The organism is Paenibacillus sp. UNC499MF (assembly GCF_900107975.1).
Taxonomy (GTDB): Bacteria; Bacillota; Bacilli; order Paenibacillales; family NBRC-103111; genus Paenibacillus_F.
Genome location: NZ_FNVF01000001.1, coordinates 843545 through 859478, shown reverse-complemented (window position 1 = coordinate 859478; position 15934 = coordinate 843545). Strand labels below are relative to the sequence as shown.

16 protein-coding genes and 1 pseudogene are annotated in these 15934 nt (G+C 54.8%); 3 read left to right on the top strand and 14 right to left on the bottom strand.

Annotated features, from left to right (window positions below; genetic code table 11):
• Positions 1-2: 2 nt before the first annotated feature.
• From C4S74_RS03925 to C4S74_RS03890, 8 genes and pseudogenes are all read right to left on the bottom strand, one after another.
• Positions 3-851 carry a carbohydrate ABC transporter permease gene (locus C4S74_RS03925; RefSeq protein ID WP_103994027.1) on the bottom strand — a complete coding sequence of 283 codons (849 nt, stop codon included), beginning with the start codon at positions 849-851 and terminating at the stop codon, positions 3-5.
• A 114-nt stretch (positions 852-965) separates the two neighbouring features.
• Positions 966-2261, bottom strand: a complete 1296-nt coding sequence (locus C4S74_RS03920) for a sugar ABC transporter substrate-binding protein (RefSeq protein ID WP_103994026.1) — start codon at positions 2259-2261, stop codon at positions 966-968.
• Between the two features lie 261 nt (positions 2262-2522).
• Positions 2523-2861, bottom strand: a complete 339-nt coding sequence (locus tag C4S74_RS03915; protein WP_103994025.1) for a hypothetical protein — start codon at positions 2859-2861, stop codon at positions 2523-2525.
• Positions 2862-2970: 109 nt separating this feature from the next.
• Positions 2971-3291: a co-chaperone YbbN gene (locus tag C4S74_RS03910; RefSeq protein ID WP_103994024.1), complete on the bottom strand. Its 321-nt coding sequence runs from the start codon at positions 3289-3291 to the stop codon at positions 2971-2973.
• The gene (locus tag C4S74_RS03905; protein WP_103994023.1) at positions 3288-3659 is read right to left on the bottom strand and encodes a MerR family transcriptional regulator; all 372 of its coding nucleotides are present in this window, start codon (positions 3657-3659) and stop codon (positions 3288-3290) included. The genes C4S74_RS03910 and C4S74_RS03905 overlap by 4 nt, the downstream gene beginning before the upstream one ends.
• A gap of 175 nt (positions 3660-3834) precedes the next feature.
• The gene (locus C4S74_RS03900) at positions 3835-4164 is read right to left on the bottom strand and encodes a metalloregulator ArsR/SmtB family transcription factor (RefSeq protein WP_103994022.1); all 330 of its coding nucleotides are present in this window, start codon (positions 4162-4164) and stop codon (positions 3835-3837) included.
• 149 nt (positions 4165-4313) lie between these two features.
• Positions 4314-4574 (bottom strand): YqkE family protein, encoded by a 261-nt coding sequence (locus C4S74_RS03895; protein WP_103994021.1) that lies wholly within the window; start codon positions 4572-4574, stop codon positions 4314-4316.
• 91 nt (positions 4575-4665) lie between these two features.
• Positions 4666-4796 (bottom strand): annotated as a pseudogene (locus C4S74_RS03890) (SUMF1/EgtB/PvdO family nonheme iron enzyme); the annotation flags it as partial.
• A gap of 384 nt (positions 4797-5180) precedes the next feature.
• On the opposite strand from C4S74_RS03890, the gene C4S74_RS03885 reads away from it, so the two are divergent.
• Genes C4S74_RS03885 through C4S74_RS03875 form a run of 3 tightly spaced genes read left to right on the top strand, consistent with a single transcriptional unit; the run spans position 5181 to position 8938 of the window.
• On the top strand, positions 5181-6683 hold the full coding sequence (locus tag C4S74_RS03885; protein WP_103994020.1) for a spore germination protein: 1503 nt from the start codon (positions 5181-5183) through the stop codon (positions 6681-6683).
• A 9-nt stretch (positions 6684-6692) separates the two neighbouring features.
• A complete protein-coding gene (locus tag C4S74_RS03880) occupies positions 6693-7808 on the top strand; it encodes a GerAB/ArcD/ProY family transporter (RefSeq protein WP_103994268.1) in 1116 nt (371 codons plus the stop codon).
• A 2-nt stretch (positions 7809-7810) separates the two neighbouring features.
• Positions 7811-8938, top strand: a complete 1128-nt coding sequence (locus tag C4S74_RS03875) for a Ger(x)C family spore germination protein (RefSeq protein ID WP_258042387.1) — start codon at positions 7811-7813, stop codon at positions 8936-8938.
• A gap of 276 nt (positions 8939-9214) precedes the next feature.
• Here the strand turns inward: C4S74_RS03875 and C4S74_RS03870 are convergent, their stop codons facing one another.
• The 6 genes from C4S74_RS03870 to C4S74_RS03845 form a co-directional block, all read right to left on the bottom strand.
• Complete coding sequence (locus C4S74_RS03870; RefSeq protein WP_103994018.1) at positions 9215-10576, bottom strand: cell wall-binding repeat-containing protein; 1362 nt, start codon at positions 10574-10576, stop codon at positions 9215-9217.
• A 110-nt stretch (positions 10577-10686) separates the two neighbouring features.
• A complete protein-coding gene (locus C4S74_RS03865) occupies positions 10687-11811 on the bottom strand; it encodes a cell wall metabolism sensor histidine kinase WalK (protein WP_103994017.1) in 1125 nt (374 codons plus the stop codon).
• On the bottom strand, positions 11808-12500 hold the full coding sequence (locus tag C4S74_RS03860; RefSeq protein ID WP_181024315.1) for a response regulator transcription factor: 693 nt from the start codon (positions 12498-12500) through the stop codon (positions 11808-11810). The genes C4S74_RS03865 and C4S74_RS03860 overlap by 4 nt, the downstream gene beginning before the upstream one ends.
• 317 nt (positions 12501-12817) lie before the next feature.
• Positions 12818-13837, bottom strand: coding sequence for an S-layer homology domain-containing protein (locus C4S74_RS03855; RefSeq protein WP_103994015.1), 1020 nt, complete (start codon positions 13835-13837; stop codon positions 12818-12820).
• A gap of 22 nt (positions 13838-13859) precedes the next feature.
• Positions 13860-14882, bottom strand: a complete 1023-nt coding sequence (locus tag C4S74_RS03850) for a hypothetical protein (RefSeq protein ID WP_103994014.1) — start codon at positions 14880-14882, stop codon at positions 13860-13862.
• Between the two features lie 29 nt (positions 14883-14911).
• On the bottom strand, positions 14912-15907 hold the full coding sequence (locus C4S74_RS03845) for a WD40 repeat domain-containing protein (RefSeq protein WP_103994267.1): 996 nt from the start codon (positions 15905-15907) through the stop codon (positions 14912-14914).
• Positions 15908-15934: the final 27 nt, after the last annotated feature.

The following is a 15934-nucleotide window of genomic DNA, read 5'->3' as shown; positions in this document are numbered from 1 at the left end:
TCTCACTCTCCTTCCATCGAACGCTTGTTGACGAGCGTTAGCAGCAGAATGACGACAAACAGCACGAACGAGACGGCGCTGGCATAGCCCATATCCAACTGCTTGAAGGCTTCGTCGAACACCATGTACACAACGGTCGTCGAAGCTCCGATAGGCCCTCCCTCGGTCATGGTCAGCATGAGCGTGAATTCTTTGAAGGCTCCCATGGTGGAGACGACGGAAACGAAGAAAACAACCGGCTTCAGCATAGGAAACGTGATGCGGATATGCCTGCTCCAGAAGCCGGCGCCGTCCAGCTCCGCCGCTTCGTACAGATCTTCCGGCACGGCCTGCAGGCCGGCTAAATAAAACAGCATATAATAGCCCAGCCCCTGCCAGACGGTCACGATCGCTAGACTTGGCATCACGAAATACTTACTCGTCAGCCACTTGACCGGCTCCGCTCCGAACAAGCTCAGCATGTAGTTGAAAATGCCTTCGCTCTGAAACATCCAGCCCCATAAGAAAGCCGTGACGACGACGGATACAAGCGCCGGAAAGTAGTAAATCAGGCGGAAAATTTTCACGCCGGTCAGAGCCTGATTGACGAGAATGGCGAGAAAAACGGGGAGAATAACCAAGGCCGGCGTAACGAGAAGCCAGTAGTAGAACGTATTGAACATCGCCCGCCAAAATTCCGGATCCCCCAGGAGGGCGCGGTAATTGGCCAGCCCCGTCCATTCCATCGGTTCGAATACGTTATAAGACGTAAAGCTGAGATAAAGGGCGGCCGCGGCAGGGAGTATGCTGAACAGGAGCAGCAAAAGCCCTGCAGGCGCCAGGAAAGCCCAGGCGTGAATCGTCTTGTACATCTCGAAGAGACCTCCTGTCCGTTCATCACCGGACGGTACACGTGCGTGTGCGCAGCCCGGCGGCGGGATCATGTCTTCTTCCGTAAATCGTGATGTCGGCGAAGCGGGCTCTTCCTATTTAAGCAGCTTGTTTACGGCCGCTTCGGCATCGTTCAGCGCTTGGGCAGGATCTTTATCCTCCAGCAGCACCTTGTGAAACTCGTCGTTAATGGCTTTGTTGATTTTCGAAATATTCTCGACCGGCGGGAACATGTTTTCCGAAATTTCGAGCTGTTTGGCCGCATAGTAAAGGCCTTTCTCGGCGGGATCGGCTGAATCCTTCCCTTTCGTGAAGAACGGATCTTCCGCCGCTTTCTTGACGGAAGGCAGAATGGCGACGATCCGAGCAAACTTCAGCTGATTCTCCCCGTTGGTCAGGAACTTGGCGAAATCGGCAGCTTCTTTTTTATGTTTGCTTTTGGCGGAAACGGCGATATTCATGATGGCCACGTTCACCTTGCCGCTGGAGCCGACCAGCGCGCCGGTCGAATCCGATTTGGCATAGACCTGCGGGGACAAATCCTTCACCTGCCGGAAAAGCTGCGGCCCCGTTCCCCAGAACGCGATTTTCTCCTGCGCGTACCACTCCTGGGGCTTTGCCTGGTTCAGCAAAATTTCATCGGGAATGAGCCCCTCTTTATACCGCTCCTTGAATTTTTTGAAAATTTCAAGCGTCTTTTCATTGTTAAAAGCCGCTTTCTTGTAATCGTCGCTGACGAGCTTGATGCCGTTCTGAGGCAGATACAAGTGAATATCTTTCAGCGTGTTTCCGTAGACACCCGTCTTTTCTTTGATCACCCGGGACATTTCCCACGATTCTTCTTCCGTCTTCGGCGGAGCGTCAAAGCCCGCTTTTTTGAGAAGCTCCTTGTTATAAAGCTGAACGCTGTTCGACAAATACCAGGGCAGTGCATACGAAACTCCCTGAAATTCGCCGGCCGACCAGACGCCTTCGAAGTAATCCTTCTTCACGTCCGCAGCCAGTTCATCCATGTTGGCGACGGCCCCGAGAGCGGCCAGCTTTTTCAAATAATCCGTGTTGAGATTCAGCACGTCGGCCAAAGAGCCCGAGGCAGCAGATGTAAGCGTTTTCTGTTCAATGGCCTCAAAAGGAATGTCCTGCCACTTCACCGTCACGCCGGGATTTTTACTTTCAAAATCTTTAACGACTCCATTTAAGTAATCATCGAAGGTCGGGCTCAGCGCAATCGTCCAGAACGTAATTTCCTTCTTGTCTCCCTTACTTGACTGCTCAGCGGAAGCGACCGGCAATGCGGACGTTCCCGGATCTCTCTCCGGTTTGGAACAGGCTGCCGTGAACAGCAGTCCAACGCTCATAACCAAGGGAAGCCATCGAAAAGATGCTTTCATTAAAAACCCTCCTTAAGATGAAATTATGGATAATAACATTTTTATTTTGTTATAAATGCGGATTATTCCTCCAAATTTTATGGAATCGCTTTCATCGGGAAAGATTACGTTTTCTGCGACGGCACAAAAAACGTCTCCTTCTAATAGACGCGCTTTATCCGCCATTTATTCATCCTTACACGATCAATGACAGCCCGGAGCAAAAAAAATAGCCCCGCAAGAGGGGCTATCGGTCGTCCTATGTGCCCGGCTACCGGCCGGTTACTGGAGAGTCAGCGAGTAAATGGCGCGTTCGGTTTTCAGCACGACGCTGTCCTCGCTTAGATCCGCCACGGAGAGGCCTTCCAGCGGGATGACGAAGGTTCCTTGCGGAAGGGCTTCTTCACTGCCGTTGTTGAGAACCGTGCCTTCTCCATAAAGAAGCAGCGCACTGCCGTTCGTATAATCGTCCGGAGTTTCGGGCTGATACTCCCGGTATTCAAACTGGTTTAGTTGAAGATCGACGCGGTCGATATCTTCCTGTTCCTCTTTGGCGATCCGGATTGACTTATTCGTGTTCGAATTTAACCAGTCCGTGACGGGCTGGAGCTCGTTAGCCATAGGTACCCCTCCTTCTCGTAATGAGACTCTACCTTCTTTTACCCCGTTTCCGTATAAGTTGAACGAAATCTTTCGTTTTCATTCTCCGGCCGCCAAAGCAGGAAATAAATCAGCCGATATATCGGGAAAGAACGGACGCGTATACGGATTTGGGACGAAGCCCGACAAGTTTCTCGACCGGCTGTCCCCGATGCAGGACAAGCACGGTAGGCATCGACATGACACCGAAGGCCGAGGCCGCTTCCGGAGAGTCGTCGCAGTCGATCTTCAGGATGTTCGCTTTACCGGCATACTCCGCGCTGAGCTCCTCCAGAATCGGCAGAAGCGTTTTGCAGGGCGGACACCACGCCGCGGTAAAATCGATTACAGTCACGCCTTCATCGTTAATATGATCCGGGTATGTGGCATCGTTTACGGTTATCAGGCTCATTGAATTTTCTCCTCCTTGGTTCCGTTGTTTAAAATATACTGGATTCTTTCTTCCAGATTCGATTTGATGCCCTGCAGCACCCCGATCTGTTCTTCGATTTCTGAAAGCTTCTGCTTGTAAACCGGAAGCACTTCGGAACAGAAGGCTTCATTATTCATCAACACGCAGTGAAGAAACCCGGAAATTTGCCCGGTATTGAGTCCAAGCCCGAGATACAGCTGGATCGTCCGCACCTGTTCGACGGCGAACGGAGCATATTCCCGGTATCCGTTGTCCCCGCGGATCGGTGAAAGCAGGCCCTGTTCCTCGTAATAGCGGAGGGAGCGGATGCTGACTCCGGTACGGGCGGAAAGCTCTCCGATTTTCATTCCGGCTAACTCCTCTCTGCCTGTATTTGTTCCTGAGGCTATTATAAACCCTCACATTGATGTCAGTGTCAACAGTAAAAAAAGCCCGGATATATTCCGGGCCGTGCATGGCGGAACGAAGCGCCGCGGGATCGCTGCACGCGCGGCTTCTAGCGGAGGCATGGCTTTTGCGGGCTCAGCCGCAGCGGCCGCTTCCGTCCGTGTTCTCTTCCGATTCAGCGATTATGTGTTTCATCGAAGGAACCTGGCGGAGCAGCTCCAGGGTCCGGTCCTTACGGTCGGCGGCCAGCGAATAGTAGATCCACTGTCCCTTTCTCGTCTCGCTTACCAGTCCCGCGTCCTTCATTTTCCGCAGATGCTGCGAAATGCTCGGCTGGGACATTCCCGTCATGTCCACCAGATCGCAGACGCAGAGTTCCCGTTCCCGCAAGAGGGCGAGAATCGTCAGCCGGGTTTTGTCCCCCATGAGCTTAAACGTATCGGCCAAACTTTGCAGTTGTTCCATCCTTTAAGCTCCTTCCGTATTTGTATATGCTTACATAATTATATAATGGAAGCCGCACGGCGGCAACTCGCACCTTCCCCCAGCAAGCGGAAGCGGTAGGCCCGCATAAACCAAAACAGCCTGCCGGAGCAGACTGCCTGGGTGCTTGCTTATTTGTATTTGCGCCAATCCATCTCGCTGTTGGCCAGCAAATGTTCGAAATTGTTGTCAAGCCGCTTCTGCTCGGCCTTGCGGGCCTCCGCCGCTTTCCGCTGCTCTTCCTCGCGCCGGTTCGCCTCGTCCGCTTTCATCTGGTCGGATTGGGCCTTCAGCTTCTCAAGAACCTGCGGATTCAGCAGGTCTTTAAGCGTGGCGGGCTTATCCGTATCGGCCGCACGCGGCGCAGGGGCGGGTCTTTTCTTCTTCCCCATCACTCATCACCTCGGTTCCCACATTATAGCAGGTTCGCGGTCGGTATTCCAGCCTCCGTGCCTCGTTTACGGCCCCGGTGGCACGCCTGCTTCAAGCGTCGGCGGCACAGCGGAACCCGATATTGCCGGCTGAGCTGTCCGGTGTGTTTTTGCTCCTGGCGGCAATCCGGTAACGGTTGCAGTAGGAGCTGTGGCAGAGTAGGAGCCTCCGCGCATAACGCGGTTATCCCCGAAGCCGGGGAGCAGAATCATGCCCAAGGTCCCTTCCGCTTTCGATTCCGCCAGATTCCGTCCGGCTCCCCGGCATGACCTCAACCTGTGCTCCTCCAGGCAGCGGCGTAACTTCCTTGAACTGTCCGCTGTTTCCTCCGCAGCAAGCTTCTTTCCGGTTTCGGCTCCATGAATGTTTCCCTCCGTTGTCGGGTGCTGGCCCTTCCGCTTTTTTACCACTACATCACATACCCACAGGGCTTATCTTCCGGATCAGGTCCCGAAACTGCGTTTTTCGTCCCGTAGCTTCCTTTCTTCCCGCTAAATGTAAGTAAAGAAAGCTCCTTCCGGTCATACTAAGGGGACCAAGCCCGCAAGGGAGGATATGACGGCCCCATGTCTGATTTTACCATTCGCACCTATGAGGATTTCATAACTTACTGCTCTCTGGACACCAACCAGGTTCAAAGCAAAATCATCGGGATACCGGGAGAATGCTATGAGCTGTTCTACCTCGATCAATTGATCAACAAAGATGTTCTGCACCGCGATATTCTCCATCCGCTGCTGGAGCTGGGCGGGGGCCTCGGGCCGGATGAGCTTCTCTCCTATCTGCCCGTAGGGAGCGGCAAAAAATTAGAGGATTGGGCTGAAATCGCCTCCCTGATGCTCGCCGGCTGGATCTACATTCATCCGGCATCTTTCGACAAAGGGGTAGTCCTCCAGGCCGACCATTTTCCCGGACGGAGCTTGACGGCCGCGGAGAACGAGAGCCAGATTTTCGGGCCGCAGGTCAGCTTCGCGGAATCGCTGGACCAGAACATGGCTCTGATCCGCAGCATCCTGAACGATCCGCTGCTCAAAACCGAATCGTTCGTTATCGGGAATCAGACCAAAACCCGGACCATCATGTGCTACATGGAAGGACTCAACAACAATACGTACACCGAAACCGTCCGCAAACGCCTGTCCAATCTGAAGACGGACGGCATTCTGGACAGCGGCATGCTCTCCAAGCTGCTCGAAGATAATCCCGACAGCATCTTTCCGATGTATTTCCTGACGGAAAGGCCCGACCGGACAGTCGGCGCCCTGCTCGAAGGCAAAGTAGTCGTACTTGCCGCAGGCAGCTCCCGGGTCATAATCGGCCCTTCCACGTTCATCGACTTTTTTAAAGCCGAAGAAGACCGCTACGTGCATTGGCAGATGTCGGCTTTCGTATTCACGCTGAGAATGCTGGCCGTCTTCTTCTCCATGCTGCTGACTCCGCTCTATGTGGCGGCGCTCACGTTTCATTATGAGATGATTCCGTCGGCCCTGCTCGACCCGCTTTCAAGCTCCAGGGCCAAGGTTCCGTTCCCTCCCTTGTTCGAGGCGCTGCTGCTTGAGTTCATCATTGAGCTTCTGCGGGAAGCGGGCGCCAGACTGCCGACCAAAGTCGGACAGACGATGGGCATCGTGGGCGGTATCGTCATCGGGCAGGCCGCCGTGCAGGCCGGATTCACGAGCAACCTGCTCATCATGATCGTCGCGCTCGGCGCACTGGCCTCCTTCACATCCCCGGGATTTATGATGGGGACGGCCATCCGGATTCTCCGCTTCCCGATGATCTTAATCGCCGGGTTCTGGGGCGGGATCGGCATCGTCATCGGCGTGTCTTTTCTGCTTCTCCATCTCTTGAGGCTCACGTCGCTCGGCACGCCGTACCTGAAGCCGTTTTATCCGTTTGACAGCTCCGAGTTTACCGAATTGTTTATCAGACGGCCTTACGGCAAATTTATGGACAGCCTTGTCAAAACCTTCTCTTTCCAAGCCCGGAAAAAGAAAGGGGACGACTCCGAAACCCCGGATAACAGACAAAAAATAGATTTGTTCGAACAATTTCAAGAAGAAAACTAGGTGATTGACATGAACAGCTATCCGGAATCTTCCCGCATTTCACTGCGCGCCTATCTGCTTTTCTTTATCATTACGACGGCCCAGATAGGCGTGGGAGGAGCCAGCTTTCAACGCAAAATTTACAAAATGGTCGGCCAGGATTCATGGATTACCGTCCTGCTCGCCGGACTGTTCTGCCATCTTGTCGTCATCGCCATGTTCTCCTTTCTCAAAAAATACCCGGGCAAAGATCTTTACGGCATTCAGAAAGAAGCTTTCGGAAAATGGCTGGGCGGCGTTATGTCCTTCCTCTATGTGTCTTATCTGGTCCTCATCGCTCTGACGATTATCCGGAATTATGCGGAAATCGTGCAGACGTGGATTTTTCCGGACATGCCTCCCTGGTTCCTGGCCCTTATGATCCTTGCCCTTACTTTGTATGGAGCGCTTGGAGGCATCAAAGTGATTGTCGGAATCGGATTTATAAGTATTCTGATCATAACCTTCGAGATGCTGCTGTTCTATTACCCCCTCCAGTATGCGGATTGGGGATACCTGCTTCCCGTCTTGAATCATTCACCGCAGGAATTTCTGAAAGGAACGGAACAGATCTCGTTCTCGGTGGTCGGGTTTGAACTGCTGATGTTTGTGTTTCCTTTTATACGGGATACAAAAAAAGCGCCTAGATACGCGCATTTTGCTATTGTGTTTACTACGGTTACTTATCTCATTTACATGCTGACGGCGCTTGTCTATTTTAGCGGAGGACAGCTTATCCATACCATTTGGCCGACTCTGACTCTGCTGAAAATCGTGGAGTTTCCTTTTATCGAGCGCGTTGAATATATTACGGTTTCGCTCTATCTTATCGGAATTTTGCCGAACGTGATGCTGTATGTTTGGGCCGCCTCCCGCGGTATTCCGAAAATGAGCCCGCTGAAGGAAAGAGGGTCCCTTTACCTCGTCGTCGCTATTTTATTTGTGATTTGCACGTTTTTCAGCAGCAGACTTGAAATCAAGCAGCTGAACGAAATAGCCGGGAAAGTGAGCATGTACATGGCTTTTGTGTATCCGCTCCTGCTGAGCATGTTCCTGCTCTTCAAAAAAAAGACCGTACAGCCCGGAAACGGAGGTGGCTCCCGGTGAAAATGCGTCGGCTCTGCTTGATGGTCCTTGCGGCGGTGCTGGTCTTGACGGGATGCGTGGAGAGGCGAGTCTTCGAGAGAATCGGTCTGGTGGTGGCGCTTGGTTACGACAAAGGCCCCGGCAGCCGCCTCAGCGGTACATCCGTTATGTATACTCTGGATAAAGAATCCGGCCACCGGGCAACGATTCTGTCCAACCAGGCTTACACGACCAAAAAGCTGCGGGAAGACCAGAACCGCAAATCCTCCAAAAAGCTGATGCTGGGTCAGCTTCGCGTCGTCTTATACGAGGAAGCGATCGCCCGTGACGGGCTGATCGATCTCGTCGATTCTCTGATCCGCGATCCTTCCATCGGCACGAAAATCTATCTGGGTGTCAGCACCGAAAAAACAGCCGATCTGCTCCAGTACCCGTACAAGAGTATCAGCAATATCGGGACATACCTGTACGATACGATCAAGCAAAACGTGCTGGAAGGACAAATTATTTCGCCGACGCTCCACGAATTTCTGCGGGATTATTATTCTGCGGGCAAAGATCCCATCCTCCCCGTTTTTATCCGGAAGGGCGAGACGATCGCCTCCGAGCAGACGGCATTATTCCAATCCGATAAAGTTGTCGGAATGCTGTCCAACAGCGACGCCGCTTATCTGAAGCTGATCCGCAACCGGTTCAAAGCCGGTACCTTCGAGCTGAAGCTGGACAAGAAGAAGCTGGAGCCTTATTTAAGCGAAAATAACGAAGACCGGCGGGAACATATTCATACGGTCGTCCGGATTGTCCATTCGAAGAAAAAAATCCGCATCACGGACCGCGGCAAGCCCGCTTACGATTTGAATATGAAGCTGAAATTTATTTTGGAGGAAATTTCGGCGGGGATCAATTTAACCGAGCCCGAAGTGATCCGCACGATCGAGAAGCTTGTAACCGAGGAATTTACGAAGAAAACGGAAAGCGTGCTCGCCAAAATGATCGAGTTAAAAACAGATCCCGTCGGTTTCGGAGAGATCTACCGCCAGTCGCTTCGCGGAAGCACGCTGACCAAGAGTGACTGGCATGACAAAATGTCCTCCATGTCCGTCGATGTGCATCTGAACATGGAACTGCTCCGCACGGGGGTTGTGGAATAAGGCGGGAGCCCCAACGAAAAACAGGCCCCGGATAAAGGGGCAGCCGGGATGACGTCGGTCCTCGCTTTTACGCGCATTCATGCTCTGCGGCTGCTGCCTATTCGGACTTGATAGTACAAGCCGCAGCGTTCGTCCCGGACCTGCCGGGCGGCATACGCAAGGCGCGTCGCTTACCCGGACCGGCAGAAGCGCGCCCCACAGCTTCTCCGCCAAAACAAAGAGAACGCCCCGCAGGCGTTCTCTTTGTCGTTTACGCGTCTATGGTCCCGGGTTCCGTTAATGGCCGGAATGAGACATGCCCGGCATGTCGGTTTTTCCCGTACCGGAGCCCGTGCCGGCTGTGCCTGCGCTTGTGCCGGAGCTATCTCCGGTACCGCCGCCGGCCGCGGGAGGCTGGTCACCGGCTGCCGGCATACCGGACATGCCGCCGTGACTTCCGTGTCCGCCGCCTGTTTTGGAGACGATTTCGAGCATCGAATCGATCTCGCCCTGGCCCGCGGCCGAAACCGAGCGCTCGTCTCCCGTCAGCCACGCGTGGTTGAACGGGCCTTCGACGGGAGACTTGTCATACTTCGGCTGCACGGACATCAAGTAAGTCATGACGGAGTCCGGCAGCTTGTCCTTCTCCGTCCAGATAAGGGGCGCGTGCTTGCCCAGATGCGAGAACGGGGCGGCAGCCAGCGCCAGATCGGGGTTCTCCTTGCTGATCAGCGAGAAGTTGTGGCCCGGCGTCGTGATTCCCCAGCCGAATCCCGTGGCCGGGTCCTTGTACTTGGCAAACGCGATGCTGTTCTCGACGGGATCCTTCCCCGCTATCCGGACGACTTTGCCGTATTCGCCAAGCTGCTTCTCGACGGCCGCGGAAATGACGGAGTCGGGGCCGAGCAGGTAGATGTTGGCTTTGCCGCCCCGCGTTTTCAAGGCGTCGATCGTTTCCTGCGGAACCTGGTCCTTGCTCACGTAGAGCAGAGGTTCGGGCATATGGGAGATCCAGTTAACGGCCGGCATCGTGTATTCCTTGCTCTCGCTGGAGCCCACGATAACGGAAGGCGGGGTCTCCTTCGCAACCTTCGCATAGTAGGCATCGATCGCTTTCGCCGCCGCCGCGGGGTTGTCCGCCGGGATCTTGTCCGTTTTCAGGCCCAGTTCTTTGGCCTGTTTTTCCACTTTAGGGTCCAGATTTCCGACGAGAATGGCCTGAACGCCTTGATTGGACGCGACACCGGCCGGCTTCAGGCGTTTCAGCTCGCGGACGGTCACATCCGGAATGCCGTCCTTGTTGACGAAAAGCACCGGTCCGTTGTTCGGATGATGAATCAGATCGGCGCTCGCGAGAGCGGCCTGCCATTCCTCGGGGTTAACGAGCACGACGCCGCCGGGGCGATTGTCGTCGCTTGTGGCCATCCACAACGTACGCGAGGTGAGCACCGCCGCTTCGAAAGGATCGCTCGAATTGATGCGCGTCGTGTTTTTGGACGCGATCCAGGGCGTCTTCGAATCGTTCCCCCCGCTACCCGCGGTTGCGGGCTGAGCCGTCGCTCCCGCACCGGCTGTGTTATTGGAAGGATTGCCGAAGCAGCCCGTAAGAGCAAGCGATGCGGTCAAAATAATCATCCCTGCGCCTATCCGTTTTTTCATTTTGCGTATGCCTCCTTCACAATTCTGAATGGTTCTGATGATCAGTTTACCCATCAGTTATGAAGAACCTGTGTAGGAAGGGCATACGCAGCCGAAAATATTCAAAACGTTTATTCGGCAGCCGTTCCCGGCTCCGGCAAACCCTTCGTCACAACTGCCGGCGGCTGGGCCGCGGTAAGGGAGATCAGGAATACCGCTCCCCGTTCGTTGGCCGCCGAAACCCGGCCTCCGTGCGCCTCCACCAGCTTGCTGACGATGGCAAGTCCGAGCCCGCTGCCTCCGGACCTGCGGTTGCGCGACTTGTCGCCCCGGTAAAAGCGCTCGAAAATATACGGCAGATCGCTCTCCCGTATACCCGGCCCGGTATCTTTGACGGTGATGAGCACCTTGTCTCCCGCACGCCTGCCTTTGAGCGCTACTTCTCCGCCCGGAGGCGTATAGGTCAAAGCGTTGCTCAGCAAATTGACCAGAATTTGCGTTAGCCGGTCGGGATCGGCATCGAGATACACGCTCCGGGGAGCATCGACGGTAAAGGCGATCTCTTTTTCCAGAAAGGCGGCGGACATAAACCCCTTGACCTTCACCATCACGGTTTCCAGCGGCACCTTCGTCCGGTTGAGGCGGAATACGGGCGAGTCCAGCTCATTGAGCTCTTCCAGCTCGTTAATGAGATCGGCCAGACGGACGATCTCCTCGTAACACGAATGGATGCGCTCCGGCGTCGGCTCCCAGATACCGTCCTCCAGCGCCCTCATGTGGCTTTTCAAAGTCGCCAGAGGCGTGCGGAGCTCGTGGGCGATATCCTCCGTCATCGTGATGCGGATCCTCTCCAGCCTCTGCAGCTGCTCCGCCAGCTCGTTGATCGAACGCCCGAGCTCCGCCAGCTCGTCGTCTCCGTTCACGGCGGTCCGGCTGTCGAGCTGGCCTCCGGTCATTTTCTCGGCGACAGCCTTCATCTCCACGAGGGGAGCCGATACCCGCTTCGCCACGAAGAAGCCCATGCAGGCGGCCAGCACAATCGAACCCAGGAACGTCCAGAGCACCGATTGCATAATCGCTTGTTCCAGGTGCGTATTGAGCCGGGGCATGTCGTGCATCGCTCCGTCGGCCTGGTTCATGTACATCGTGATGTGATAATGCGTGCTGATCAGAATGGTCGCCGTCGAGATGAGCAGAATTCCCGTAGCCATCGCGACGATCATGACGGCAAGCCGGACATGCAGCTTCTTCTTCACTTAAGCTCACCGGAGAAACGGTATCCCGCTCCGTATACCGTCTGGATGTAGACGGGATTTTTCGGATCCTTCTCGATTTTCTGACGAATGTTCTTTACATGCTGGTCGATAGTCCGCACGTCTCCATCGTAGGCGTAGCCCATAATTTTATCGACCAGCTCGTCCCGTGAAAAGCTCCTTTTGGGATAACGGGCAAGCGCGATCAGCAGTTTGTATTCGATAGGCGTCAGGCTTACCGGCTCTCCTTCGCAGAATACGGCCTGCCGCAGTGAGTCGATCTCCAGATGCCCGTTCTGAAAAGAAACGCGGTCCGCCAGCAGCTGGCTGTCGTCCGAACGGCGCATAACTGCCCTGACGCGTGCCACAAGTTCGCGCGGATCAAACGGCTTCGTCAAGTAGTCGTCGGCTCCCAGCGACAGACCGTAAATTTGATTCGTTTTAGACGCTTTGGCCGTAAGCATCAGAACCGGCAGGGCGTCGGTCCGCCGGATTTCCCGGCATACCTGTTCCCCGTCCATATCGGGCAGCATCAAATCCAGGACGAGCAGGTCGGCGCCTCCCTGCCGGACAATGTTCAGCGCTTCCTGGCCGCTGCCCGCTTCGGCGGTACGGAAGCCTTCTTTTTGCAGATAAGATACGATGACTTCCCTGATTTTCTCTTCGTCATCCACTACCAGAATCGTCTTCAGGGCAGATTCCCCCTTTAGTTGGCGTTGCCGGATTAGGGCCCGTACGGACCCTATTTTACTTTACCTGCACAATATGTAGAAAAGATGTAGATGGGATGGAAATTCCTCAGCTTGTAAAAAGGATCAGGCACTCCCAAGAAGATTATAACTTCCGCTGCAGGGAGTTGCGAATTTGAGGAAGCCTGTGGTCCGGCTCTAAAAACGGAGAAATGGCCCAAGCATTTTTGAGAAATCGGGTGTAGATAAAAAAGAAAAGCCGCATGACTGCGGCTTTGAGGTTAGCGCGGTTTTCTTATTTGATTTGCTTATTTGATTTGCTATTTGAGCTGCTTTTCGTAAGCCTTGGCCGCTTCGTTAACGGCTTCCAGCTCGCCCCCCTTAACGTAGGAAGGGAAGTTCTTGCCGTCCTTACGGACATAGACGGTGCTGTCCGCTGCCGTCAGCAGCTCGGCGGACGCCGGGAAATAATAAAATGTCGTGTCCGCATTCCGGAAAACGGCCGCTCCGCCCAAGTCTTTTTTGGCTTGCAGGAGATCTTGGTCCGCGCCCTTAAACGTAATCATGCTCGCTTTTCCCTCATAATAAGTGACGACGAAATTTTTATAAAACTCCTGCGGGTTGCCGTCCGCTTCGTCTTTGCCGCCCGCGAACGGTTTGCCGAGCAGCGCGTGGACTTCCTCCACCGTTTGACCCGCCGCCAATCCGTTCAGGCTAAAATTGCCGTTCTCCGCTTTCACCTGAAGCGTATCGTGGCGTTTGCCGTACCTGCCGTTCTTTTCGAAGAGACGGTCGATAATGACGGCTGCCTCGGCACGGGTCAAATTTTGCCCCAGCGCCAGATCGGTATCGGTTCTGCCTTGAAGAATACCGTTCTTCCGGCTGATGTCGGCCGCCGCTTTGTCGTCCACGGGCTTGGAACGCAGGGACGGATCGATCACACGGCTGACGATTCGGGCGAGCTCCAGCCTGGAGATCGGCTTGTTCATTTGTTCCTTTTTTACACTGCCGTCAATAAAGCCCTTGCCCTGCATGGCTTCCTCAAAGTACGGCTGCCACCAGCCGCCGTTTGAAGCACCGTTTGCCTTAAAGGCGGGGTTGTCTGTCAACACAACCATTTTAATGAACTGCGCCCACGTAACCTGGCTCTGCGGGGCAAATTCGTGATCGGCGATACCGTCGATGACATTCATCTGGTACGCATTGACGATGCTTTCGTGAGCCCAGGCCACCTGATCGATATCTTTAAAAAGCCAGTAAGCCTGCGTGGTCGAATTCAGCGAAAGAAGAAGAACGCCTCCGGCTGTCAGTACGGTTGTCCATTTTTTTATCCGTTTCATCCTTCATCCCATCCTTTGTCGTTCAATTTGCGGATAACACATCCGGAAATGCGGCGGCGATACGGGCGTCAAGCCCTTTCCAGAAAGCGCCGATGCCGGGTTTCGGATCGCCGATGATGCTTTCCCCTTTTTTGCCGGGGGTGTAAATAACGTCCTTGTTCGCGTCGATGACCGTCAAATACTCTTTCACGATGCCGGCCGTTTTCGAATCCGGGTTGGTCTTGACCAGTTTCTCGTAGCTCTGCTTCACGAGCGGGATGAGCTTCATGCTCGGCTCGTCGATGGCCTCGTAACGGTAGCCATGAATATATTCGTGCAAATATTCGCTGTAGAGAGCCAGCATTTCTTCCGCTTTCGGCCCCTTGGGATAGGCGTTCAAAAACTTCTCCGCGGCCAAGATACGCTCTCCAAGCCCGTCGCGCGCTATTTTCAGGCTGGCGTCGGAACGGAAAGGCGTCTTGTTTTCCAGCGACTGGATGGCCAGATACGCCTTCAATTCGTCCGACACGTATGGCGCATATGCTTTACTTAACGCTTCATAGTCGACTTTCCAGTAATAGCTGCCCTCTCTATCGGACAGCTGGAGTTTGGCTGCCGTCTGGTTTTTCAGCCACTGCTTCAATGTGTCGTCGTTCACGATCTTGTCGAAATCCGCGGGATAGCCGATTTCGCGCATTTTATCCGCCGTGCCCGGCTGGCCCATCATTTCGGAAAAACTGGCGTTCAACCCGGGCAGATGCGTGTCGTAAAATTTCTGAAGCTCGATAAACAGTTTATCTGCCGTCGCTTTATCGGCTTTGGGCATGTTCTCGTCAAGGAAAGCCGTGACTTCCCGCGCTTCTTTGGCTTGGGAGATTTTCAGCTGAAGCTTGGCGAGGACATTGCCGCCTGCGGCCGCTCCCGTGCCCGGGGAAGCCGGCTGGGCGGAGCCCGATCCGGACGGCTCTTTTACTTGAACATTCCCGTCCGGTGCTCCGCATCCGGCAAGCAGGGATGCGGTCAGCAGGGTGCATACCGCCGCTTGTTTGACTAGGTTCGCTTTCAATTTCCGTTCACTCTCTCTGTGTCTGAATCTTATTTTAATTGATAGAGGGTCGTGAATAACCGGTCCGTAATCTCACCGGACAGAAATTCACTGACCGTAAAGGAGGTTCCCGAAGGGCTCCATTCAATGATGCTTTTTAAATTGGGCTTATAGGAGACGGGAACCATCCGGCCCGAGGCCGCATTCATCACGTAGAGTCCCGTCATTCCCTGATCCGGGCTGAAGACGGAGAAGGCGAGCCGGCTTCCGTCCGGTGACCACGACAGCTGCTGCAGGAGGCGCCCCCTCGCCGCCGGCTTCTCACTGCCGCCCCGTGCGGCGTCGGCCAAAACGAGCGCGTTTTGATCGGGACCGGTAACGGTGACGAGGGCGATCCGCTGCCCGCCGGGAGACACGGCGAAGTCGGCAACTCCGCTCCGGCTCCAGATCCGGGAAGATCCGCCGCCCGTTTCCGTCACGGTCAGCTCCCGGTCGCCGCTCAGCACATACAGCCTGCCGTCTTTAATGGAGGCTCTAACGATGCCGGACGGCACGTCTTCATGCTCCACGGGCGTCATTTCGCCGTCTGTGCCGAATCGGACGAGCCGGTTATTCGGCTCCGTAAGCCCAGCCAGATACGACTTGTCATCTATCCATGCTCCAAGGAATTCCCGGGTTTGAGGTCCGATCCGGATAACACGGCCGGTTTCAAGTTGATATAAATCCGCTGTTCCCTCATAGCGGTGATACACCCAGGCATTCTTGCCGTCCGGGGACATCTGAACCCCTGTCGCTCCCTTTATCCCTGTATCGCGGATTTTGTCTCCGGTAAGATTCCGGAACTCCAAAGGGGCGCCGACCGGGGAAGCGCCCGGGATGCCGATTAGTTCGCCCAGCGGGCTCCAGCCCATCGCATAAAACTTATCGAGGTGCCGGATTCCTGCCAGCACGGTATCCCCGCTGTTTTCCGCGGCAGGCGGATCCACTACGGTCACCGACGGGGAAGGCGACCTTTCGCATCCCGGGGCGGCTGCGAGCAGGAACATCATACCCGCCCATACGGTCAGCCGCCT